The sequence below is a fragment of the Mucilaginibacter agri genome (assembly GCF_009928685.1).
Taxonomy (GTDB): Bacteria; Bacteroidota; Bacteroidia; order Sphingobacteriales; family Sphingobacteriaceae; genus Mucilaginibacter; species Mucilaginibacter agri.
In genome coordinates, this window is record NZ_WWEO01000044.1 from 717,252 (window position 1) to 740,993 (window position 23,742).

13 protein-coding genes and 2 tRNA genes are annotated in these 23,742 nt (G+C 41.9%); 6 read left to right on the forward strand and 9 right to left on the reverse strand.

Annotated elements, in window-relative coordinates; all coding sequences use genetic code 11:
* Window positions 1-13: 13 nt before the first annotated feature.
* The gene (locus tag GSY63_RS19290) at window positions 14-1,672 is read left to right on the forward strand and encodes an FAD-dependent oxidoreductase (RefSeq protein ID WP_166587458.1); all 1,659 of its coding nucleotides are present in this window, start codon (window positions 14-16) and stop codon (window positions 1,670-1,672) included.
* Window positions 1,673-1,682: 10 nt separating this feature from the next.
* Complete coding sequence (locus tag GSY63_RS19295; protein ID WP_166587459.1) at window positions 1,683-2,618, forward strand: helix-turn-helix domain-containing protein; 936 nt, start codon at window positions 1,683-1,685, stop codon at window positions 2,616-2,618.
* Here GSY63_RS19295 and GSY63_RS19300 read toward each other — a convergent pair.
* From GSY63_RS19300 to GSY63_RS19325, 6 genes are all read right to left on the reverse strand, one after another.
* Window positions 2,615-4,702 (reverse strand): ATP-binding protein, encoded by a 2,088-nt coding sequence (locus GSY63_RS19300; RefSeq protein WP_166587460.1) that lies wholly within the window; start codon window positions 4,700-4,702, stop codon window positions 2,615-2,617. The genes GSY63_RS19295 and GSY63_RS19300 overlap by 4 nt on opposite strands.
* A 413-nt stretch (window positions 4,703-5,115) precedes the next feature.
* The gene (locus tag GSY63_RS19305; RefSeq protein ID WP_166587461.1) at window positions 5,116-6,363 is read right to left on the reverse strand and encodes a cytochrome c3 family protein; all 1,248 of its coding nucleotides are present in this window, start codon (window positions 6,361-6,363) and stop codon (window positions 5,116-5,118) included.
* 153 nt (window positions 6,364-6,516) lie between these two features.
* The gene (locus GSY63_RS19310; protein ID WP_166587462.1) at window positions 6,517-8,034 is read right to left on the reverse strand and encodes a RagB/SusD family nutrient uptake outer membrane protein; all 1,518 of its coding nucleotides are present in this window, start codon (window positions 8,032-8,034) and stop codon (window positions 6,517-6,519) included.
* Window positions 8,035-8,055: 21 nt separating this feature from the next.
* Complete coding sequence (locus GSY63_RS19315) at window positions 8,056-11,463, reverse strand: TonB-dependent receptor (RefSeq protein ID WP_166587463.1); 3,408 nt, start codon at window positions 11,461-11,463, stop codon at window positions 8,056-8,058.
* Window positions 11,464-11,714: 251 nt separating this feature from the next.
* The gene (locus GSY63_RS19320; protein ID WP_166587464.1) at window positions 11,715-12,737 is read right to left on the reverse strand and encodes a FecR family protein; all 1,023 of its coding nucleotides are present in this window, start codon (window positions 12,735-12,737) and stop codon (window positions 11,715-11,717) included.
* A gap of 85 nt (window positions 12,738-12,822) precedes the next feature.
* The gene (locus GSY63_RS19325; RefSeq protein ID WP_166587465.1) at window positions 12,823-13,404 is read right to left on the reverse strand and encodes an RNA polymerase sigma-70 factor; all 582 of its coding nucleotides are present in this window, start codon (window positions 13,402-13,404) and stop codon (window positions 12,823-12,825) included.
* A 386-nt stretch (window positions 13,405-13,790) separates the two neighbouring features.
* Between GSY63_RS19325 and GSY63_RS19330 the strand changes: the two genes are divergently transcribed.
* Window positions 13,791-14,993, forward strand: coding sequence for an aminotransferase class V-fold PLP-dependent enzyme (locus tag GSY63_RS19330; protein ID WP_166587466.1), 1,203 nt, complete (start codon window positions 13,791-13,793; stop codon window positions 14,991-14,993).
* A 45-nt stretch (window positions 14,994-15,038) separates the two neighbouring features.
* Here the strand turns inward: GSY63_RS19330 and GSY63_RS19335 are convergent, their stop codons facing one another.
* Complete coding sequence (locus GSY63_RS19335; protein ID WP_166587467.1) at window positions 15,039-15,731, reverse strand: GNAT family N-acetyltransferase; 693 nt, start codon at window positions 15,729-15,731, stop codon at window positions 15,039-15,041.
* 179 nt (window positions 15,732-15,910) lie between these two features.
* Here GSY63_RS19335 and GSY63_RS19340 point away from each other — a divergent pair, with 179 nt between their 5' ends.
* Window positions 15,911-17,362, forward strand: coding sequence for an aminotransferase-like domain-containing protein (locus GSY63_RS19340; RefSeq protein ID WP_166587468.1), 1,452 nt, complete (start codon window positions 15,911-15,913; stop codon window positions 17,360-17,362).
* A 91-nt stretch (window positions 17,363-17,453) separates the two neighbouring features.
* The gene (locus GSY63_RS19345; protein ID WP_166587469.1) at window positions 17,454-19,430 is read left to right on the forward strand and encodes a hypothetical protein; all 1,977 of its coding nucleotides are present in this window, start codon (window positions 17,454-17,456) and stop codon (window positions 19,428-19,430) included.
* 148 nt (window positions 19,431-19,578) lie between these two features.
* On the opposite strand, the gene GSY63_RS19350 is transcribed toward GSY63_RS19345, so the two are convergent.
* Together GSY63_RS19350 and GSY63_RS19355 are read right to left on the reverse strand one after the other, a co-directional pair.
* Window positions 19,579-19,657: transfer RNA gene (locus tag GSY63_RS19350), tRNA-Ser, on the reverse strand.
* A gap of 20 nt (window positions 19,658-19,677) precedes the next feature.
* A tRNA-Ala gene (locus GSY63_RS19355) sits at window positions 19,678-19,751 on the reverse strand.
* A gap of 225 nt (window positions 19,752-19,976) precedes the next feature.
* Here GSY63_RS19355 and GSY63_RS19360 point away from each other — a divergent pair.
* Window positions 19,977-23,498 (forward strand): patatin-like phospholipase family protein, encoded by a 3,522-nt coding sequence (locus GSY63_RS19360; protein WP_208094599.1) that lies wholly within the window; start codon window positions 19,977-19,979, stop codon window positions 23,496-23,498.
* Window positions 23,499-23,742 lie beyond the last annotated feature (244 nt).

The window sequence follows — 23,742 nt, forward strand, 5'->3', positions numbered from 1 at the left end:
ACACACTCTTGCCATGAAACAACCCATAATATTTTCTATAGATGACGACAACAGCGTACTAAGGGCAATTAGTCGCGATTTAAGGGTACAATACCACAACGAATACCGCATACTGAGTACTACCTCTGCTAACGAAGCATTAGCCAGTTTAGTTGAGCTAAAAAACAAAGGCGAAGTAGTAGCCATGTTTATATCAGACCAACGCATGCCCGAAATGGAAGGCGTTGACTTTTTAACTAAAACCATTGAGTTTTACCCCGATGCCAAGCGCATTTTGCTTACCGCCTACTCCGATACCGACGCAGCTATTAAAGCAATTAACGAAGTAAAGCTCGATTATTACCTAAGTAAACCGTGGGACCCACCGCAGGAAAAATTATACCCTGTGGTTGACGACCTGCTAGATGACTGGCAGAGCCACTACCGCCCCGACTTTAGCGGTATTAAATTATTAGGCTACAACTTTTCGCCTAAAACGCATGATATCAAGGCCTTTTTAACAGCATATTTGGTGCCTTATTTATGGGTAGATATAGATACCGATGAGGGCAAAAGTATGCTATCTATCAATAAAATTGATGCTAAAGATTTGCCCGCTGTTGTTTATACGGATGGCAGCATAGCACTTTCGCCATCAATGCTGGAGATGGCCGAAAAAATCGGGCTTAGCTCTAAAGCTAAAAGCGAGGTTTACGACGTAGCTATTATTGGTGCCGGCCCTGCGGGTTTAGCAGCTTCGGTATATGGTGCTTCGGAGGGATTAAAGACTTTATTGATCGAGCGTAAATCGCCCGGCGGACAGGCAGGTACCAGCTCGAGAATAGAAAACTATTTGGGCTTTCCAACTGGCTTGAGTGGTTCCGACCTTACCCGTCGTGCCTTAACCCAGGCATCCAGATTTGGCACCGAATTTTTAACCCCTCAGGAAGTTAAAGAGATCAACTTTAAGGATGGTTATAAAATGATCACCCTTGATGATGATACCACCATTACCACCAAAGCCATTGTAATTACAACTGGGGTTGATTACCGTAAATTGGATACTCCCGGTATATCTGATTTTACCGGAGCAGGCGTTTACTATGGCGCAGCTACCACAGAGGCTTCGGCCTGTTGCGATAAATTGGTGTATGTAGTTGGCGGCGGTAACTCGGCCGGCCAGGGGGCTATGTACCTTTCCAAATTTGCAAAGCATGTATACATCATCATACGCAAGCCCGACCTTTCGTCAACCATGTCGTCGTACCTTATCGATCAGATTAAAGGTGTTGAAAACATCACAATTCTGTCGTGCACGGAAGTGAAAGAGGCCAAAGGTTCTGACAGGTTGGAGCAATTGATAATCGAAGATCTCAAAACCGGCGAAACCAAAACAGTAGACGCTGCTGCACTTTATATCTTCATCGGCGCTAAGCCGTATACAGATTGGCTGTGCGATGCTATTATTACAGATGATCGGGGTTTTGTAGAAACAGGGTCAGACCTGCATCGTAACGACGGATTTAAAAAAATATGGAAATCTAAACGCGACCCTTATTTATTAGAAACAAGCTGCCCCGGCATTTTTGCCGCAGGCGATGTACGTGCAGGCGCCATGAACCGTGTGGCATCTGCAGTGGGTGAAGGCTCTATGGCCATTAGTTTTGTGCATAAATATTTGGCCGAAGTTTAATTGCATTGCAATGAAGGAAGAAAAGTTGCTGATCTTTAACCGGATAAAGGACCTTTACAAATACCTTCATTTACCGGTTGACAGAATTGATGATCATAGCGAATTTGACGTTCATAATCTCAAGGACATACATACCGAAACGCCTTATATATCGCCGGTGTTCAGGGCCAATTTCTTTTCGTTTGTTTTTGTAAAAAACTCGGTAGGGAAATACACTACAGACGACAAGATCTTTGACACTGAACCCGGTACTATTTATTTCACCAACCCGGGTCACTACAAATCGTTCGAATGGCATCAACTGAACGACGTTTACATGATCACCCTAAGCGAATCGTTTTTAAAGGAAAACGTGCACGCCGATATTTTTGAAGAGTTTCCGTTTATGCTGGCCGAAACAGTACCGCCCAGGGTATTAAATGAAGCGCTTTTTGCAGAATTTGAGCAACTGTATGAGCAAATAGCCAGGGCGTATAACTCGCACTCTCCATACCGCAATCGTATGATAGGCAGCCTTTTTGTGGTAATGCTGTTAAAGATCAAAGAGTATTTCTGGAAGGATTACAACCCTATTTATGAGGGAAACCGCAGTTCGGAAATCGTCAAGAATTTTAAACGTAACCTGGAAAAACACTACCGCGACCTCAGCAATGGCGCCGCCGACCATGTCTTCCGCGTGCAGGAATATGCGGACGCTCAAAACTTGCACCCAAACTACCTCAGCAGTGTAATTAAGAGCAAAACCGGCAAAGCAATTAGTACCTGGATAGCCGAAAAGACCATTTCCGAAGCTAAGTCCTTACTTCAGAATTCAGCTGTATCTATAAAAGAAATAGCGTATCGATTGGGCTTCACAGAATCTGCGCATTTTAGTAATTACTTTAAAAAGCATACTGATATTTCGCCTGTATTATTCAGAAAACAACATGGCGTTGCGCTGTCTTAGCCAACTTTCTTTTCTTCTATCTCATCTTCGGTATTCGCCATATTTTGCGACAGAAACTTATAGGTGTTGTTAAACTTATTTTTTATCGTGTTGCTTATCTTCTCTATCAGGCTGCGCTCGTTAAACGGTTTTAATATAATATCATCCATACCTGCTTTATAATAAGCATCCCGTGCTTCTTTTAAAATATTGGCCGTAAATGCTATCACCGGTACCTCGGCCTTTAAAGCATTTGGCGATTTTCTGATCAGCGACAACAACTCGAGCCCACCCATTATTGGCATTTGTATATCTGTTAACACCACATCGTATATACGCTCCTCAAATAGTTCAATAGCCTGCTGACCGTTATAAGCTACATCGCAGGTGATGTTCCATTTTTTTAAGATGGTTTTGGCTAGCAGCACATTTAATTCGTTATCCTCTGCCAGTAATACGTGGGCGCCCGCAACCACTTTGGCCAATTCATCAGAGCTGATTTGCTTTTCGGCAACACAGTCATCTTTGCTTGCCATGGTTAGCGGCAATTCGAAGCTAAATACGGAGCCTTTACCCATTTCGCTGATAGCCTTAATACGGCCGCCCTGCAATTCTATGATTTTTTTGCATATTGCCAGGCCCAAACCGGTACCCTTATGGCGGGTTATTTTCTGAGCCTCATCAACCTGCGAAAACTCATCGAATATACCGGGTAAATCCTGCTTTTTAATACCGATACCGGTATCCTTAACGCGCACTTTAAGAATAACCTGCCCCTTGGCCGAAGCCATTAATTTGGCCTGCAGCATCACCTCACCCGATGGTGTGAATTTGATAGCATTAACCAGCAGGTTCATAATTACTTGTTTAAGGCGCAATATGTCTCCACTAACACAGCAATCTTCGTCAAACTTAATATCATGCTTCAACAATAGGCCCTTTTTAGCAGCCTGAATATTCACGGTGTTAAGCACATCATTTAAAGCACTATACAGCATAAATGGTTGCTGCTCAAAGGTCATCTTTCCGGTCTCGTACTTCGAGAAATCCAGAATCTCGTTAACTACCTCTAGTAACATTTGCGACGAACTTCTGATAGCATTAATCTGTTGCGCCTGATCATCAGAGAATCTCCCCATGCCTAATTGTTCCGAAAACCCGATAACCGAGTTAAGGGGTGTACGGATTTCGTGGCTCATGCTAGCCATAAAATTGCTTTTATTATTAGCATACAGTCTGGCTTTGTCAGATTGATCTATAATAGTTATTTCATTATCCAGTATCTTCCAGATGTTGTATAATACTACAATGAGCAGCAGCACCAGTGCGGTAAGCGTTAGCTTCGACAAAGCGTTATAATCTTTAAACACGTTGGTTACCTTACCCGCAAGCTCGGCTTTACTTTCCGACGCATAGGCAAGTTCGAGGGTTTTATATCTTCTCAGCTCAGAAATAATATCACTGATAAGGTTATTATTAATCAGCAGAATATCATGCTCATCGGCCCGTAGTTTGGTATTTGCCGTATAAAGCTTGGTGTGATTTTTACGGTTTTTGCGTGCTATCGAGTCATAAATAGCACCCGATTGAATAGTAGTTTTAGTTACGGTATCCCTTTTTACAATTACAGATCCGGCAGTGCTCCCAACTATTTTCTCCTTGCTTTTACCGCCAATAGAAGCAAATAATCTTCCGAAGAATTTTTTCCGTTTAGGGGTATCAACCTGCTTAATGGTATCTATATGTACTATTGTTTTAACAGTTTTGATAACCGGTGTACGCTGTCTTGTGCTTTGATGGGTTAATATACTGTCTATCTTAAGGGTAGATCCTATGAGGCTATCGGTTAGTAATCTTAGCCTCACATAATTGTGTGTTTTTGATTTCTTTTCCGTAATCAGTCCTCTTAATTTATCGGCGTCTAACACAGCCACATTAGTGTTGCCCACCTTAATACGCCCGAGTTGTTTACTTACGGTACTAATTTGTTCAGAAAATAGAGTGGCATATTTCCTATCTCCAGTAATTGCATAGAGCCTACTGTTATTATCAGCGCTGTAAAGATTGAGTAAACAGCTGTCGATTATATCGGAGCTTTCGCGCATGCTAATTAGCTTTGCGATGTTATTTTGGAGCTTTTGAGCGCTATTATAGCGAACGTACAAGTAAAAAGCACCCGAAAAAAGGGCAATTACCAGCAATACTATTAGAATATAACGAAGGATAGGGACCCTTTTCAAACTTTTAATCATAAATATTCATCGTCGCAACAACATTGCAACACCACTACAAATATTTTAGTTTTTATTGCCTTATAGCCAAAAGTTGTTGGCTATGAAAACTAGCGCGGCGAAGAAGAAGCAAACAGGGCATAAAAAAAGCGTTCCGGCTCTCACCCCGGAACGCTACAGTTATCAATTAGATGATAACCAACTAAAATCCGGATCAATCTCACTTGACCCTTTCTTAAGCGTATCTCACGCGCTAAAGACCTTTAATACAATAACTTAAAATCAATTTAGTTTTGTTCAATTTTCTTCTGACTTAAAAAAGCCATTATCTTCTTAGTTTCCTCCGGATAAACCCCTATATGATGCGTGCGTACCATATATGGAATGGCCTTTTTACCCGTAGAAGATTCGACCGAAATAATATTTGACGACTTCAAGGGCATGTGACAATCAATACAATTATTTTTGACCACCTCACCTAGTTTAGGGGCCATGGTGCAAAAATTATGCTTGGCCTCGCTATGGCAAGCCATACAGCGCTGCGAATAGATAGCCATATTATTACTCTCATTAACGTGCGTGTTATGGCAATTGCTACAATCCATATTGCTTTTTAGAAAGCATTTACTGGTTGCCAGCAGTCCGTTTTGGTTACCATGCACATCCAAAGTTGGCGGATTAGGATCTTCGGGCAAAAAGCTTGGATCTTTAAACTTGGCAAGCGTATCACCCATCTTAAATCCGAATGCTGAAGTTTGAAACTGCTCTTTACTACTTGAGTGGCAAACAGCGCAGGCATCCAGCTTCTGTCCACGTGATAAAGAAGCGAACTTAACAATGTATTTAGCCTGCTTCTCTTCTGGGAACTCGGTATGATAATTTACATGGTTTGCACCCGGTCCGTGGCAACGTTCGCAATCAATACCCATAATCAGGGATGCTTTATCAAAAGCAGGTTCCTGGTGAAGGGCGCCAGACTCCGGCGATTTCTGTTTGATATAAGAAGCATGGCACTCAAAACAGCGCGAGCCGATAAGCCTGTTATAATCTACCTTATCGCCTTCGTAACCTGGGCTATTGGTCCAGCTGTGCAGGTTTTCGAAATAGGATAAGGGTAGCTGGTAGGTTTTACTACCTTTCCAGTATAAATAAGTCTCGGCCTTCGAACCACCAAAAACGATATCAAAGGGCTGTGATTCTATTTTCTTGCCTTTTAAATATGCATTCTGAAACAGGCGTTTACCCTGTTTCTCAATTACTATTTTAAGGCTATCGTTGTAAGCAAAAACGCTCGAATCTTTACTAAAGCTACCGTGAATATTCTTTAGTTCGCCGCTACGTGTACTAAAATGGTGTGCTGTGTTTAAAAAGGATTGCGAAATATCCTTATGGCATTTAATACAACTTGCAGAGCCTGCATATAAGTTACCTCGCGGATCATCAGTCTTCTTATTTTCCTGCAGGCATTGAGAAAAAATAAGGATAAGTGGTAGTACAAATACAGCCACTAACCGGTATATATTTTTTCTTTTCATGAGGTGCAGATACAAATTACTGAGCGCGCTATGCTGCTTATTATTATACTAAGTACGGGAGTACTTAAAGTGTTTTATTGTGTCAAATATACACAATGCAAATTAAAACAGCCGGATAATTTATCCGGCTGTTTTAATGGTATCATAAATGGATTAATATCCTTTATTCTGTACTAATACAGTATTATTAAGCTCATTAAGCGGGATAGGTAAAATTTCGTTTTTACCTGCTGTAAAGTGCTTAGATGCCAATACTGTTGGCGCAAGGCCCCATCTTACTAAGTCGAAATAACGGTGACCTTCTGTAGCTAATTCTAAACGACGCTCGTTTTGGATGTTAGCTAAAGTAGCAGTTGTAGGCGCTAAACCTACACGTGCACGCACAGCATTTAATAGTGCTGCAGCTCTTGCTACATCGCCATTACCTTGTACTAAAGCTTCAGCTTCCATCAGGTAAGTATCGGCCAAACGGATCTCGATATAATCGTTAGGGAAGTTAAGCTCGGTTGTACCTGTTGCAGCTTTGTATTTCAACAATGGTGCATACTTTTGGATAAAGTAACCAGTGTTTTGGTAGCTTGGCTGATAAGTGCTGTTAGTAGCCTTAGACAAGCTATCCATGTTAAGCACAGTGTAACCATAACGAGGGTCACCTTTCAACGCTGTAGCTAACGATGTAGTAACCGGATTGAAACCCCAACCAGCCCAATAGATAGGCCCATTAAAGCTTCTTGCACCAATCATTTGCGTATAAACGCTCGATTTAAATTGGTTCCAGTTGTTCCAGCTATAGCTTTGGCTACCTGTACGCGCAATCTCAAAAATAGACTCGGTGCTAAATTTGTGATCTGGGCTAAAGATATCGCCAAAGTTACTTAGCAGGTGATAACCGTAAGTACTTGTACCGCCTGGGGTACCGTTTACGTCAGCAAACTGGGCAGCAGCCTGAGCGTACTTTTTCTCGTAAAGAAGTACTTTACCTAATAATGCTTTAGCAGCACCTTGGGTAACACGACCGTTCTCTGATGCAGCAACTGTAGCAGGCAAATTAGGGATAGCAGCAGTTAAATCTGCTTCAACCTGTGCATAAACTGCCTCCGGGGCAACTTGTTTTTGATTGTATAAATCCGCACTGGTTAACACCTTTAAAATCAAAGGCACATTTCCGAATATACGAACCAGGTCAAAGTAATAGTGTCCACGTAAAAACTTTGCTTCCGCGATGTAGCGAGCCTGCAAGCTTGTGCTAAGGCCTGGTATAGCAGCACCTTCTAACTTACTTAAAATTAAGTTAGCGTGGTTTACACCGGTAAAGTTAATGTTCCAGAATTCGCCTTGCGGGCCAACTGCTGGGGTTAACATGGTCATATCATTCATAGCCTGCCAGGTGTTCTGGTCAGTTGAGCTACCACCACCGGCAACGCAATCATCAGAACCCGAGTTAAGCGGACCTAGCGGGTCTGAGTAAGTATTGTCAGAACCACCTGTTTGGGTATTCAAAGGATCATAAGCAGCTACTAAACCTGCAAATGCCTGATCTGGAGTTGAGTAGTAAGTTCCTTCCAGGAATTGACCTTTAGGGTCTAATTCCAAAAATGATTTTTTGCATGAAGCTAAGGCACCGATGCCTATTAATACAACTGCTCCGTACTTTATATATCTCTTTTTCATGTTGTACAATTTTTAAAATGATTATAAGGTAATATCAAGACCCACTAAGAATGAACGTGACTGTGGATAAATACCTCTGTCAACACCAAATATGTTGTTACCACCTACGTCACCAACTTCAGGATCAAATCCTTTGTATTTAGTAAAGGTAGCCAGGTTATTGCTGCTTAAGTAAATTCTAACTTTCTTAATGTCAACTTTGTTTAACCATTCTTTTGGCACGGTGTATCCAATTTGCGCAGTTTTGATACGGAAGTACGCACCACTCTGTAAATAGAAGTTTGATGGGTTCTTTAAGTTTCCGTTCGGATCAGAATCTGTTAAACGCGGATAATTGCTTGTGTTATTTGACGGGGTCCATGCATTTAATGCATCAACCGAATAGTTAGCAGTTGGCAAATCTAGACGACGGTAAGCCTGGAATAATTTGTTACCCCATACACCCTGTCCAAATACTTTTAAGTCAAATGCTTTGTAGTTAGCACTAACGTTAACACCGTAAGTCCAGGTAGGCAATGCATTACCTAAGAAAGAACGGTCTTTATCGTTAATTACACCATCGCCGTTAACATCCTGCCATTTGAAATCACCTGGCTTAGCATTAGGTTGAATTTTAGCACCGTTATGGGTGTAAGCATCAATTTCTGCCTGAGATTTAAATGTACCTAATTCGTTAAAGCCATAGAAAGATCTAACCGGCTGGCCAACTTGTGTACGTTGCAGTGTATAAGCGCTACCTTGGAAACTTGCACCATCTAAATAAGCAGTTTGACCTAAGTCGGTTACGTTATTCTTGTTGTAAGAGATGTTACCACCAACATTGTAGTTAAATGCACCAACATGATTTTTATAGTTAAGTTCTAACTCAAAACCTTTGTTTTCAAGGCTACCAACGTTAGCATAAGGCTGAGCAGTGTATCCGGTATAACCAGGGATAACTAATTGCTCTAGCATACCTTTGGTTGTTTTGCGATAAACGTCAAATGTTACGTTGAAGTTGTGGAATAAAACAGCGTCAAAACCGATGTCGGTAGTGTGTACAGATTCCCATTTCAAATCTGGGTTAGCAGGGTTACTTGTGCTATAACCGATAGCTAAGCCGTCTGGTCCGAACACATAGTTTTTACCGCTGCTTACAATAGAAGTATATTGGAAATAACCTAAAGATTGCTCGTTACCTACAGAACCATATGAACCTCTGAATTTCAAGAAGTCGATAAAGGTATCTTTAGGGAAGAATTTTTCTCTGGTAGCAACCCAACCGATCTCAGCACCAGGGAATGTACCGTATACGTTGTTGGTACCAAATTTAGAAGAACCATCGCGACGGATGATACCAGTAAATAAGTAACGCTCATCGTAATCGTAAGTAACACGACCGAAGTAAGATGAAGTATGGTAAGGCTGAACCTCGCCACCACCTGCAACTCTGTTAGCTGCTGGTAACGCAAAGTTGAATGAAGACTGATCGAAAGTACTAACCGGAAGGTTGTTATAAGTACCGTTCAAGTCAACCTCGTTTGATTCTTGTGCACTTGTACCTGCCAAAACGCTGAAGTTATGTAAACCGATGGTTTTAGCATAAGTGATAGTGTTATCCCAGTTCCAGGTTAAACCACGGTTACTTGCTCTGTAAGCAGACTGGTTAGTAATGTTGCTGTTGTTAGAGTTTAAGTAATATAACGGAGTGAATGATTCGCTACCGAAAAATGCTTGTTTACCGTTGATCTGAGTTTTAACTTTTAAACCTTTAATTGGCTCGATCTCAACAAATGCATTACCCAACATATTGTGCGACCAACCATAGTTACCCTGGATGGTTTGAGCATAAGCAAGTGGGTTGGTAATTTCGTTACCTACGTAAGGCGAAATACCGTAAGGTACGCCTGCAGCATTTTTAACAGCATATTGGTTGTAAGTACCAGCAATAGCCGCGTTGGTTTGCAAAACAGGAGTAATAGGATCAAGGTTTAATGATGAGCTTAACGGACCGCCAAATTCGCTGTTGGTATTAAATGAACCTTGGTTGTTGATATAAGTGTAAGCGAAGTTTTCGCCTACGGTTAACCATTTCTTTAATTTAGAATTGGTGTTTACCGCAAAGTTGTAGCGTTTGTAGTTAGATACATCTTTTAACACAATACCATCCTGGTTAAGGTAACCAAATGATACATAGTAAGAAGATTTATCAGTACCACCAGAAATGTTTAAGTTATGGCTCTGGATCATCGCATTGTTGCTGAAGATCTCATCTTGCCAGTTTGTACCTTTACCATATTGAGCTGGGTTAGCAAAAGGAGCTGTACCACCATCATTAGTAACAGATTGGTTTCTTAAAGCAGCGTACTGGCTTGCATCGGCCAATTTAACTTTGCTTACAGGGCCTTGGATACCCATGTAACCGCTGTAGCCGATTTGCGGAGTACCAGATTTACCTTTTTTGGTAGTAACCAATACAACACCCGCAGATGCACGTGAACCATAAATTGCAGCAGAAGCATCTTTCAATACCTCGATAGATTCAACATCGTTAGGGTTAACGTTATCTAAGCCACCATTTAATACCACAACACCATCAATTACATATAATGGGTTACTGTTGTTGATAGATGTAATACCGCGGATACGGATAGTAGGACTTGCACCTGGAGAACCGCTGCTTTGTACAACGTTTACGCCTGATGTACGACCTTGTAAAGCCTGATCAACACGGGTTACCACCTGATCTTCAAGATCTTTTGAACCTACGTGGCTGATTGAACCAGTTACTACACTTTTCTTTTGTGTACCGTAACCAATAACAACTACCTCGTTAAGGGCTTTTACATCTGCTGCCAGAACAACATTGATAACAGTTTGTGAACCAACTACAACTTCTTTAGACTGGTAACCTAAAAATTGAACTACCAAAACAGCATTAGGGCCGCTAACGTTTAATTTAAATGAACCGTCTACACCGGCAGTAACACCGTTAGTTGTACCTTTTTCAACAATGGTAGCGCCAATTACCGGCAAACCAGCGTCGTCGGTAATTTTACCGGTTACCGGAGTTGCAGCTACAGCCGATGCAGCAGCACCTTGTACTGTAACACCATTTGCGGCAGCGGGCTGAACGTTAGAAAGAACAATTCTGTCTTTCATTACACTGTAGTCGATACCGTTAGTTTTAAGCACCTGGTCCAGCACATCTTTAAGCGGCTGGTTTCTGAAATTAACAGATACTTTCTTAGAAACGTCTATTGAATTTTTGCTGTAGATAAATTTAACGTTATCCGTTTTTTGCAGATAGGTTAATACATCCAGTAAATTGGTGTTCTCTAAAGAGATATTTACAGTTTTTTCAAGCACGCTTTGTGCCTTTAAAGGGCTTGCATATGTAATACCGCTCACCATCGCAGTGATTAGTATTTGGCTTAGCGTAATCTTCATGATTTTCCCCCATGGGATTGGCCTTCGTAAACGAAAATTCATATATTTGTTATGTTTCTATGTTAAAAATGAGACAATTAAAGCCCATACACCATACAATGGTGTCGTTCCAAACGGGGCTTATCTTAAAGCTTAGGAGTGCTGCAACACTTCTAAGTTTTTTTATTTTAGGCTGGTTTGTAACCGCCGCGAAGCCGATCTAAGTTTGTAATTCGTTTTTCATTCAATATTGGTTTTGGTAAACTAATTGGTTATACAAGTTCTATACTATCTTTCCTGATCTGATAATTTACGTTCAATGATTTCTTAAGCGCCTCCAGCACATCGGCCAGGTTAAAACCTGCTAAATCGGCTGTAAGCACATAATGGTTAACTTTTGCGCTGTTGGTTTTTATATGAACGTGGAATTTAGAGTTCAACACAGGGATGATCTCACTCAGTGGTTTATTATCAAATGAAAGGTTCATCCGGGTCCATATCTTTAACTCGGGCTCTTCGTGAGCAGGCTCGGGCTGCAGTGCATGACTTGCGGCCAGGTAAGTAACTTTCTCGCGAGGATATAACATTACCTCACCGTCTTCGATTTTTAGCGACGCTGCCTTCTTAGATTTAACACTTACGGAAACTTTACCTGTAAGCACAGATACAGCGGCAGCACCTCCTTCCACTTCGTCTTTAACTAAAAAGCTAGTGCCCCATACTTTGGTTACTATCGAGTTGCTGCTGATAATAAAAGGACGCTCCGGATTTTTAGTAACTTCAAAAAAGCACTCGCCTTTCATGGATACCATGCGCGATTGCTTAGCGAATTTTTTTGGGAAACTTAACTGGGCGTGCGGACTTAACCAAACCGAACTGTTATCCGGCAGGATTGATTTATATAATTGCCCCGAATTATTGGTGATTGATACAAACTGTGATTCTGCAGAATCTAAAGATTGCTTTCCGCGGTTCGTTCTATAATTTAACAACGCAAATGCGCCAACAATCAAAATTACCGCAGCAGCACCTGCCAGCTTATACCATTTGTAAGAATTACGCGTTATAGGTTCAATAAGCGGTTGGTTGTTGCCGTTGGCTGTATTAATATTATTTAAAATATTTTGATACATGCGCTCTTCCAGCGCTTTCTCTTCGGCCGGGCTTATATCAGAAATATCGTCATGGTCGTTCTCAAACGAAGTATACCATTGTTTTACCAACGCTATTTCCGCTTGGGTGCATTCTCCATTAATATACTTCTCCAGTACTTCTACGGGTAAAGGTCTCCTCATGAAAAGAAAATAATTTCGGTTATAATAAGAGATGACGTTTGAAAACAACGTACCCCCCAAAAGAAAATGAAATATTTTTTAAATATTATTTCAACAGCAAAATAACTACGAGCATGAGGTAATGGCTCAGGCCATGACGCAGTCTCCTTAACGCATTAGTTAAGTGGTTTTCGACTGTTTTTTCTGATATACTTAGCAACGACGCAATCTCTTTATTACTCTTATGTTCTTTACGGCTCAGCTCATAAACAGACCGGCATTTATCGGGCAACTGGTTCACCTGCGCTTCTATAGTGTAGCTAAGTTCTTTAAACATAATTTCGTCTTCGGTAGAGTTATCTACCTCGGTGTGTACTATCTTAAAAGCTTCTTTGTATTTGCTGCGTACCAGATCTTTACGATACTGATCTATAACCGATCTGCTAATTGCCGAATGGAGATATCCGGCTACACTGGTGTCTATCTGTAATGTGTTTCTTTTTATCCAGAAGTTTGTAAAAACTTCTTGCACAAGCTCTTCCGCCAAAACCCTGCTTTTAACACGTTTATAAGCGTCGCTATAGAGTTTTTTCCAATGACGTGAGTATATTTCCCTAAATGCGTTAAGCTTGTCCTGCTTCAGCAACCCCAGCAATTCTTCTTCGGACAGCTTAGTAAAATCGGTCATTTTTATAAATAGCGGCAGGATAAAAGCGTTAAAAAAGTATTAATAGTTTGCAAAACTCAAAAAAAATCGCGTAAAATCAATGTATTGAATGTAATAATTTGATCAGATATGCCCGTGTTTAAACGACCGCAACCAGATTGATATTGTAGTATTTTGCCGTAAAAATATCAATTTAAAGCCATTAACAGCACATTAACGCTCAATGCTTTACTTTCATATTACATAACTATCCGTTAATAACCGTTGTAACACCTTTGTGGCAAAATAGTACAAGTCATTTATCAATAAAAAGCGTGACATAATATCTGCTATGGTAGAAAACAACAAAACTGAATCTGTTTTTGTCTTCTATTAAGTCCTTTATTTGTATAAATACTTTATAACCCATGAATACCAGCGCATTAAGTAACGAAGAAGTTAAGCAACTGAGGGCCGAAACCAAAGGCACCTCAGAAAAAGTACATTTTAACAATGCAGGGGCTTCCCTACCACCCGATGTAGTGGTAGATACAGTGGTTAATTATCTTTACGAAGAAGCAAGCCAGGGTGGCTACGAAACTGAGGCTAAGTACCAACAACGATTAGACGAAACCTATAACCTGATAGCCCGTTTAATTAATGCTGATAAAGATGAAATAGCGGTTGTTGAAAATGCCAGTATAGCCTGGGGCCTTGCGTTTAACGGCATCGATTTTAAACCGGGAGACGTGATCATTACTTCAGAAATGGAGTATACTACCAACCTGCTCGGCTTCTTAAAAGCAAAGCAAGCGCATGGTGTAGAAATTAAGGTGATACCGAATGATGAGCAAGGTAACTTTTCGCTGCGGGCATTGGAGGAAACTATTACCGCACAAACCAAACTAATTGCTATTACCCACATCCCTTCTACTGCGGGCGGCATGATACCCATTGTTGAAATTGGCAAAATAGCCCGCAAACACAATATATTATACCTGGTAGATGCCTGCCAAACTGCCGGACAGGTACCAATTGATGTTAAAGAAATCAACTGCGATATATTGTCTGTGACCGGCCGCAAATACCTGCGGGCGCCGCGCGGAACCGGTTTTTTATATGTACGTAAAGAAGTGCAAGATAAATTGCGCCCCCTATTTATGGATGGACATACGGCACAACTAATCGACGAAAACACCTTCGAAATTAGAAATGATGGAAGAAGATTTGAAGTATACGAGAAAAGCCGCGCTACGACGCTCGGCTTGGCTAAAGCTGTTGAATATGCCTTAAATATTGGCGTGGACAGGATATGGCAACGTGTGCAATACCTGGCAGGTATACTTCGTGATCAGTTGAGAAACGTAGATGGTGTTACGGTACACGATTTTGGCGCGCAGCAGTGTGGCATTGTTACCTTTTCTGTTAAAGGAACAGATGCTCAAACGGTAAAGAACGAACTGGCGATGCAAAACATCAACGTATCTGTAGGTCAAGCAAGAAACACGCTGATCTATATGAACAAAAATCATTTAACCAGCATTGTAAGAGCCTCTATACATTATTACAATACCGGAGAAGAAATAAGCAAATTAATAAACGCCTTGTTAGCTATCATAGCCAATAAATAATTTATGTTAACTGCGAAAGGCATCATAAATATGATGCCTTTCGCTTTATAGCTTTTGGAGATTATAGATAATTATTTCCTTCCTATTTACAAACCCCAGTTTTTCGTACAGTTTTATTGCTCCTGCATTATCATTTCGTACGTGTAAAAACGGAATCTGACCTTGCGCTATAATCCGCCTTATCTGCTCCCGAATAACAATTGCGGCATAGCCCTTGCCTACATGATCCGGATGGGTACAAACAGCACTAATTTCTACATAAGGAGATGGTTGCATCCGTTGGCCTGCCATAGAAACCAATTGATTGCCAACAAAGACGCCTGTATAATTACCAAAAACAATGGTTCGATTAAAGAACGGACCGGGACTGGTTAACTTGGTAAGCGCCAACATTTGAGTTATATGGTCTTCTCCCAAATCAACAAACTGCTGTGTTTCATCGGCGGGCGGATTCGGGCTTTCGTATACCATTTGCAGCACATTTAATTGATGAACACTCTTCCAGTTGGCAGGTATCTCAATTTCTTCGGCGGTAAAATGGACGCCAATATCTTTAAACGAAAGAAGATCATGGAGTGCGTCGAAGCTTTGCTGCGAATTATCTTTAAGGCCAACAAATGGTGCTACATCGCGGGCATAATATTTAGCTATGTCATTTCCAATGGCAAGGTCCGCATTTCCGGTGCATAGGGCGTTCCAGATGATGTTGTCGAGTATATGGTTCATTCCTGTAGTCATTCAACTGCCTGCGTTTTAGCTCATCCTGCAGGCAACTATTATTGGATTGCAAGTATATCTAAACTTATGCTAAGCTTCATAATTATATTATTACGTTGACCGGCCATTGGGAGTTAGAAAAAATAACACAAATACAGTTTTAATTTTATTACTTTACAGCATAGCAGTTTACCCCCAACATGGAAACAACAACCGATATTGCATCCGATTTTTTATATCTACGAATAGCTAAAAACTTCGAAGACCAAATTCTGAAAAATGTGTTGCGAATTGGCGATAAACTCCCTTCTCTACGTAGCATATGCCGACAATACGAGGTGAGCCAAACTACTGCTATGCAAGCTTATTATCACCTGGAAAGCAAATCGCTTATCGAGTCGAGACCACAATCGGGCTACTACGTAAGCAATTCGCCTAAAAGGTTTCCGATGGTGCCCCAAACCAGTAAACCGGGACATTTGGACAATAATAATCTGGAGGATATTATTACCACGGTACACAATCATCGGCAAGAGAATAGCAAGATTATCAATCTTTCATTAAGCGCTCCAGCGCCAGAACTGCTACCTCTTGCCAAACTAAATAAAAGCATGATCAATGCCATGCGCCAGCTACCTGCCAACGGAACATCTTATGAACATGTGCAGGGAAGCGAAAGGCTGAGGAGGCAAATAGCCCGCTGGTCGCACAATATGGAGGCAGGTTTGACTGACGGCGATATTGTAACTACAGCCGGTTGCATTAATGCGGTGGCTTATGCATTAACTGCTTTAACCCAACCTGGCGATAGCATCATTGTAGAAAGCCCGGTATATTTCGGCATTCTGCGCATGGCCAAAAGCGTTGGATTGAGAGTAATCGAACTGCCAACAAACCCTCAAACCGGCATAGAGCTGGAGGCTGTGAAGAAAACCCTCGAAACCCATAAAATTAAACTATGCATATTGGTTTCTAATTTCAGCAACCCACTTGGCAGTTGCATGCCCGAAGAACACAAACGCGAAATGGTAAACCTGATACAAAAGCATAACATACCACTAATTGAAGATGACTTATATGGCGATGTTTACTTCGGCGCCAACAGACCAAAATCGTGCAAAACCTTTGACCAAAGCGGCCTGGTATTATGGTGCGGCTCTGTTTCTAAAACACTTGCCCCTGGTTATAGGGTAGGTTGGATAGCACCCGGGCAGTTTAAAGACCTGGTTATTAAACAGAAATTATATAATACGGTATCATCCGCTACACTTACACAGGAAGCCGTAGCCGGATTTCTGGAAACCGGCCGGTACGAAAATCATTTAAGAAAACTACGACAGGCGTTGCACGGCAATTCACTAAAATTCAGCCGTGCCATCAGTGACTATTTTCCCGAGAGCACCAAAGTAAGCCGACCACAAGGTGGTTTTGTGCTCTGGGTAGAGATGGACAAGCGTATCAACACCCTGGATCTTTACGAAAAAGCAATCAGAAATAACATCAGCATTGCACCAGGGCTTATGTTCACCCTGCAAAAGCAGTTTACCAACTGCATACGCCTTAGCTTCGGCATTACCTGGAATGAAGAGGTGGAAAGATCATTAAAAATATTGGGGGCTATTGCCAAGTCATATTTGCCATCTGGCGCTTAGCGCATCTTTAAAGATGTTCCATTTTTAAAAATGGAACTCGCTGGGCGGGCATTAAAAAGCCTTGCTATTTTATTGTTGGTAATTTTATTAAATGCCAATAACAAATTACCTATCAACACTTTCTAGCGCTTACGCTTCATTATGCCCTCCTAAATTTACATGGACGTTAACAAAAGGTCGTCGTTTGATTAATGCCTTGCTTTATTGTGTTGTATTGCTACTGCTTAATTGTTTAAACGCTACCAGCGCTTTCGCCTGGCTCTATCCGGAGCATCGTCAAATTGCATTGATTGCCATACAAAACCTTAGTCCTGAAGACCGGGCAATTATGGAGAAGCTGTGGGCAGAGGCAACTAAAAATTACACCAACCGCCTCACGACATTAGTAATAGACCCAGACCAGGGTGTTAAACCAGACAGACTCGATTTCGCTTCCTGGACGGCTATCGGTGGCGATCATAGCTGTTCTCCGGAGTTAATGTTGGCTACTGTATTACAGTCAAACTGGATATTAAAGGTAGCAGATATCGCTGCGCAGTTAAAAATAGATCTGGCAAATGCCAAAAACAGGAGCCAGCAAATTAATGCCATTCGCAACTCAGATATCAAACTCCAACGAGCTGATGCCGAATATGCAACCAGGGCAGGTTCTAACAACGTTCACTTTTTGCTCGCTAGGCCTAACGTAAGCTCCGACCTACGCGAATACCTCAAAGCCTGCCTTTTAAAAGGCTCTCCGCTTAATGCTTTGGGTGCATACTCATGGTTTCACACCAGTGCTATCGAAAAGGCAGCTAAATATGCAGCCGGAAATTTAAGCTCCAACGAAAAATCAGTACTCATTCTTTCAGCTTTAGCAGACGAAGCTTTCTCTCTGCACTTTTTAGAAGATTCATACGCTTCCGGACATATTGCCGGCACATGGGGTAATGCATCCCTGCGTAAAGGAACCCATGATTATTATAATGAAAAAGGGCTCGAAGTAGTGTCGTGGGATGGTAAACGTATGGTGCTGCGTGGCGACGCTTTTATGCGACCCGAAGATGCAGCAGTGGCAGCAGCTACCGTTAAACTCAGCCTGGAACAATTTATTGGCATGGCCAGCGGGAAACTCACTTTAGACTATACGCCAAACTCCTCAATTAAAAATACACCAGACAGCCTGAATGTATGCACCAATAACGTAATGCCCGCCCGAGATGCTGAGCTTAAATATTTGATGGATGTTTTGATTAAAACACCTGTGCCTGGCTTAGGTAATGGCTTAGGCGAAATGCCACGCTTCCGGTCAGAAATGGGCCCTTTTATTGGCGTATCAGCCTCCCTTAACTCCGAGGGAATATCTGGAGGATTCGGACAAAATCAAACCCAAAAAGGGGCAATTGGAGGTATAGAAGGCAACGTTCGGTTCGGACTTGGATTAGATGGCGTGTTAAATGAAGCTGGCGATGGTTTAGCTTTTATACAATTTGGATGGAAACAAAACGGAGCTTCGAGCACACGGTTTATCAACACTGAAATTACCAATCACACCAACTCCGTTACTGCAGCTATTCCGGGGCAATCAGCTTATAATGTGCGTATGCGTATCCCTTTCTTTTTAATTCCGGGCGATTTGATCTTTGCCGCGCCCTTTGTTTACCTATTTTCGCACAAAGCAGCAGCTAATATGGCGGTTGCCGCCGGTAATGGTGGGTTAATTCCCTGGCAATCGGGCATAGCTACATCTGTTGGTCGGTTCCAATTTGTACTGGGGCGAGAGGTTGGTGTTTCATTTTACGGAGTAAACACCCCGGTACAAGCTATACTAATCCCCATATCCGGGAAAAGCGCTACGCTCATATCCTATAAATCAACTGAATTCGATTTTCCTTTTTTAGAGTATCAGCCATTCCGCAGGTCATTTTCGCAAGTTCAGAGCTCAAGCTTCCTGATACAAATTTCAGGAGGAGTAAACGTGCCGCATAGCGCATATGTAATCACACCTGTTTCGGCAACAGTACCCGATTTAAAATCAGTTTGGCATGTTGGTCTACGGATAATATTTGACTGGAGGCACTATTTGTAATGCGAGATGTAAATAAAAAAAGCCCCCAGTAATACTGAAGGCTCTATGTGGAGAATATCGGAGTCGAACCGATGACCTTCCCGATTCCATCGGGACGCCATAGCTTTGATCAAATAAAAAAGCCTTCAGTGATACTGAAGGCTCTATGTGGAGAATATCGGAGTCGAACCGATGACCTTCCCGATTCCATCGGGACGCCATAGCCTTGATCAAATAAAAAAGCCTTCAGTGATACTGAAGGCCTATGTGGAGAATATCGGAGTCGAACCGATGACCTCTTGCATGCCATGCAAGCGCTCTAGCCAGCTGAGCTAATCCCCCATGTTCGGGTGGCAAATATATCACATTAACCAATAAAATAAAATCTATATTTAATTTATTTCCGCCACTCATCAACGCCAAGGTGTCGAATTATTTTTTTTCATAATTGTTAATTTCATATTAATTATTATTTAAATTTATAACAACCTAGAGTACAATATTTTATACAGTTCCGCTACCCCCAATGTAGTTAATGAAACTGTATTAGCTAAATACTGACCAGTTATGGATGTAATAACCGATTTAACCGCCCAAGCGGTTTCTTTCCTTACTGTTATACAAGATGCTTACAAAAAGGAAAGTAGCATTAAACATCTTACACAAAAAAAAGATGGCTATCTCTGGGATCTCGTTGATATTGACGATATGCAACAAAAATGCCTGGATTGTGTTTACTGGAACGAAACCAACACCCCGCAAATCCGCATTAACGAGATTATCTGGAGCAGCGACGGCGATTTACATCCCGAACGATCGATCAAGTGCTTCTTCCATATTGCGGCAGAATTGCTCGGCTGGCTAAAAAGCCACACTGCTCAATATCATTTACAGTATGAGAAAATATTTGGCAAAGGAATAATTGAAGATGGCACCTTATACAGCACCCCGTTTCACTGGCGGCGGATGATTCGATCTATACTGTATGAAAAACCTACAGAACGCGAAGTGTTGTCGTCCATCCTGCATTATATGCCATTGCAGATTATACTTTGTGTTGGCGGTAGAAAATTAAGCCTTTACAAGCAGCGGCTTTTCCAGATCTGGGAATCGCAACCCAGTTTCGAACTATTATCGGGCAACGACAGGCAAACTAACAACGATTGGTGGAAGAACCGACACGACCTGGCGAAAAAGCTTTTGGTTAATGACAGTATGATACTTGACCAGCTAATGGTTGCCAATAATGCCCTCCCTTTTGAAACCATCTTTAACCGAGAGTTAAATGAAATAAACGATAGCAGGCTTCACCGATCTGTAGATGCCGGCAACAGACAGTCTATTAATTTCCCGAATGAAGCGTTAATAGATGAAGAAACTAAAGACCCTTTTTTAAGAGCTAAAGAAATGAAGCTCACAGGCCTTGCCTTCTCCGGAGGCGGTATAAGATCTGCTACGTTTAATCTGGGCGTGTTACAAGACCTCGCAGAGCGGGATTTGCTACCACATTTTGATTATTTATCAACCGTATCGGGTGGGGGTTACATAGGCTCGTGGTTTGCCACCTGGATAAAGCGGGCAGGATCGGTATCTAAGGTAACACAACGACTTGATCCAAAAAGATCGGCCGACCCTATGGCCGACGAAGTGCAGCCGATCAGATGGCTTCGCATGTACAGCAACTACCTTGCCCCCGATGCCAGTATTATGTCTGCGGATGCCTGGACCGTTGGTGTTACCTGGCTTCGAAATACCGTTATCAACCAGGTTATACTTCTTTTGCTATTATGTACTGGCCTCTCTCTCATAAACGTGCTTTTTAGGGCATGGCGATATTGGACGCAAAGGCTCGACACCATCACACCGTTGTACATAGCCATATGGGCTATTATAATTTTACTACCCGGAACTGTATTTGCTGCACTAGGTATGCGTTCTTACGATCGAACACAACCTCCGCAGGCTTTCTTCAATTTGGGGACTCATAAATTTTTAGCAGTATTTATGGTTGGCTGGGCGGTAGTTGCTTCCTACCTCATCAGTTCGTGGCTATTTTACATGCCTTACGAGGTAAACACGGTTGCCGCGGTTGCCAAGGTGTTATGGCCGGCTGCTTTGGTAGGTTCCGTCTTCGTTATTGCCGTAGCCATTGTTGGCAATTACCACCGGTACGCCCAAAGCGTTATGCAAAAGAGAATGATATATCCTACCATCGTCATTTCATCAATAATTGCTGCTATTGCAGGCATTTATATGCTGGGAGGCGTATGGGCAATATTTCATCACCTGGAGATTAAAATATGCGATTCCATCGTATTACAAGATCTTTTTGAAGGGTCGATAGGGTGGTTACACTACAAAGTACTTTTTATCATCGGTGTACCACTGATATTAGAAGTTATGTCCCTTTGTGTTGTAATCCGGATGGCCTTAATGGGCAACCTTTTTCCTGATGAGAAGCGGGAATGGTGGGGGCGCATGGGAGCCATCACCCACCGGTTTATGTTAACCTGGATAATAGCTACCACAAGCGCACTTATCTTATATCAACTTTTAGCGGGCTTATACACCAATCCCAAAGCTTTTACTACTATAGTTGGCGGCTGGGGTGCTGTAATTGCCACAGCCGTAAAAATGGCTTATGACACCACATCTTCCGGAGAAAATAAAGAAAAAACCGGCTGGACGGTTAAAGAAATATTCATTAGGGTGGCCCCGTATATATTTATGGTAGGCTTTCTGTTTATCGGGGCAGCGCTTTTGCAATTTTTCAATCGCACGGTTGATAACCTTGTTTATGCCCAGGTGGGTATTAATAAAACCTCCGTACATCAGGTTATCATACACAACCCCATCAAACACACCGCAATTGTGCATCAAACGGTGATAACAAAAATCCACTATTCTTTCTTTTCCAAAATTGTAGGCAGTATTGCAGTAACCTTAATAATCGGCGGGCTGACGCTTTTACTAAGCTGGCGTATAGGTGTTAATGAGTTCTCTTTACATCATTTTTACCGAAACCGTTTAGTAAGGGCATACCTGGGTGCTACTAGGCGCAGAGTTGACCGCAATAAAACAGCCAATAGCTTTACGGGGTTTGATAAGGCTGATGACATCAAGTTATCGGAGTTTTTGGTCGAAAAGGAATATTATGGCCCCTACCCCATTTTAAATACTGCACTTAACGCAACCAGTGTAACCGAACTGGACCGGCAAGACCGCAAAGCAGAGGCATTTATATTTTCGCCATTATTTTGTGGATTCGACTTTAGCCCCACCCGCTCTACCGCAAATAACAAAAACCACGTATATGAATATGGCTACCGCCCTACCCTAAATTTTGCTTACGACCGCGGCCCCAACATCGGTACTGCCATGGCTATTTCGGGAGCTGCCGTAAACCCCAATATGGGTTACCACTCATCGTCGGCTACAGCATTTTTGCTTACCATATTTAACGTGAGGCTGGGCTGGTGGATGGGCAACCCACGTTTGAACCGTTGGAAACGATCAGACCCTGAAACAGGTATTGCTTACATTGTTAAAGACCTTATCGGCAAAACAGACATCGACTCCGACTATGTATGCCTCTCAGATGGCGGGCATTTTGATAATATGGGTTTATATGAACTGATACGCCGCAGGTGTACCTATATTATTTTAGGAGATGGTGAAGAAGACCCGAAAGCCGTGTGCGAAGGCCTGGCAAATGCTATACGCCGCTGCCGAATTGACTTTGGGGCCGAGATTGTTATTGATACCGCTGCTATTACCGAAAAGGACAAGGACACCGGCTTTAGCAAACAACGCGTAATTGTAAACGGCACTATCGCATACCCAGGGGACAGCCAGCCTTCGGGAACATTGATCTATATCAAAACTACGCTCACCGCGCCACTACCCACAGATGTTAGGGAATATCAAATGCAAAACATCGAGTTTCCGCAACAATCAACCGGCGACCAGTTTTTTGACGAATCTCAATTTGAGAGTTATAGAAAGCTTGGCTATCATGCGCTTGATGGTGTTGACCTCAATATGCCTTTCAAAAAATCCATCGCTACCGACAAATCAAAAAAGCCTTAAAAACAGTAAAGCCTCCTGATGGGCAGGAGGCCTTTACTAACCAATTATAAACCTAAATTATGAGAAGACTTTTTTGCTATCGTTTCCGATGGTGTAAAAGTAACACTAAGTTTCGAAACCGCAAAATAATTTTTAAAATTATTTTTATTTATTTCCTTTAACCATTGTAAATATACGAACGAATTATCTGAAACATTAGTATAATTTTAATAAATGTTACTTTAACAACTAAAATTTACACTAA

Bases quoted from the DNA above. Each gene is read 5' to 3' on its own strand.
- GSY63_RS19300 (WP_166587460.1), bottom strand. From the start codon at position 4,702: ATGCGCGAAAGCTCCGATATAATCGACAGCTGTTTACTCAATCTTTAC.
- GSY63_RS19315 (WP_166587463.1), bottom strand. From the start codon at position 11,463: ATGAAGATTACGCTAAGCCAAATACTAATCACTGCGATGGTGAGCGGT.
- GSY63_RS19330 (WP_166587466.1), top strand. From the start codon at position 13,791: ATGAATACCAGCGCATTAAGTAACGAAGAAGTTAAGCAACTGAGGGCC.
- GSY63_RS19295 (WP_166587459.1), top strand. From the start codon at position 1,683: ATGAAGGAAGAAAAGTTGCTGATCTTTAACCGGATAAAGGACCTTTAC.
- GSY63_RS19325 (WP_166587465.1), bottom strand. From the start codon at position 13,404: ATGACCGATTTTACTAAGCTGTCCGAAGAAGAATTGCTGGGGTTGCTG.
- GSY63_RS19345 (WP_166587469.1), top strand. From the start codon at position 17,454: ATGCCAATAACAAATTACCTATCAACACTTTCTAGCGCTTACGCTTCA.
- GSY63_RS19320 (WP_166587464.1), bottom strand. From the start codon at position 12,737: ATGAGGAGACCTTTACCCGTAGAAGTACTGGAGAAGTATATTAATGGA.
- GSY63_RS19335 (WP_166587467.1), bottom strand. From the start codon at position 15,731: ATGACTACAGGAATGAACCATATACTCGACAACATCATCTGGAACGCC.
- GSY63_RS19305 (WP_166587461.1), bottom strand. From the start codon at position 6,363: ATGAAAAGAAAAAATATATACCGGTTAGTGGCTGTATTTGTACTACCA.
- GSY63_RS19310 (WP_166587462.1), bottom strand. From the start codon at position 8,034: ATGAAAAAGAGATATATAAAGTACGGAGCAGTTGTATTAATAGGCATC.
- GSY63_RS19360 (WP_208094599.1), top strand. From the start codon at position 19,977: ATGGATGTAATAACCGATTTAACCGCCCAAGCGGTTTCTTTCCTTACT.
- GSY63_RS19340 (WP_166587468.1), top strand. From the start codon at position 15,911: ATGGAAACAACAACCGATATTGCATCCGATTTTTTATATCTACGAATA.
- GSY63_RS19290 (WP_166587458.1), top strand. From the start codon at position 14: ATGAAACAACCCATAATATTTTCTATAGATGACGACAACAGCGTACTA.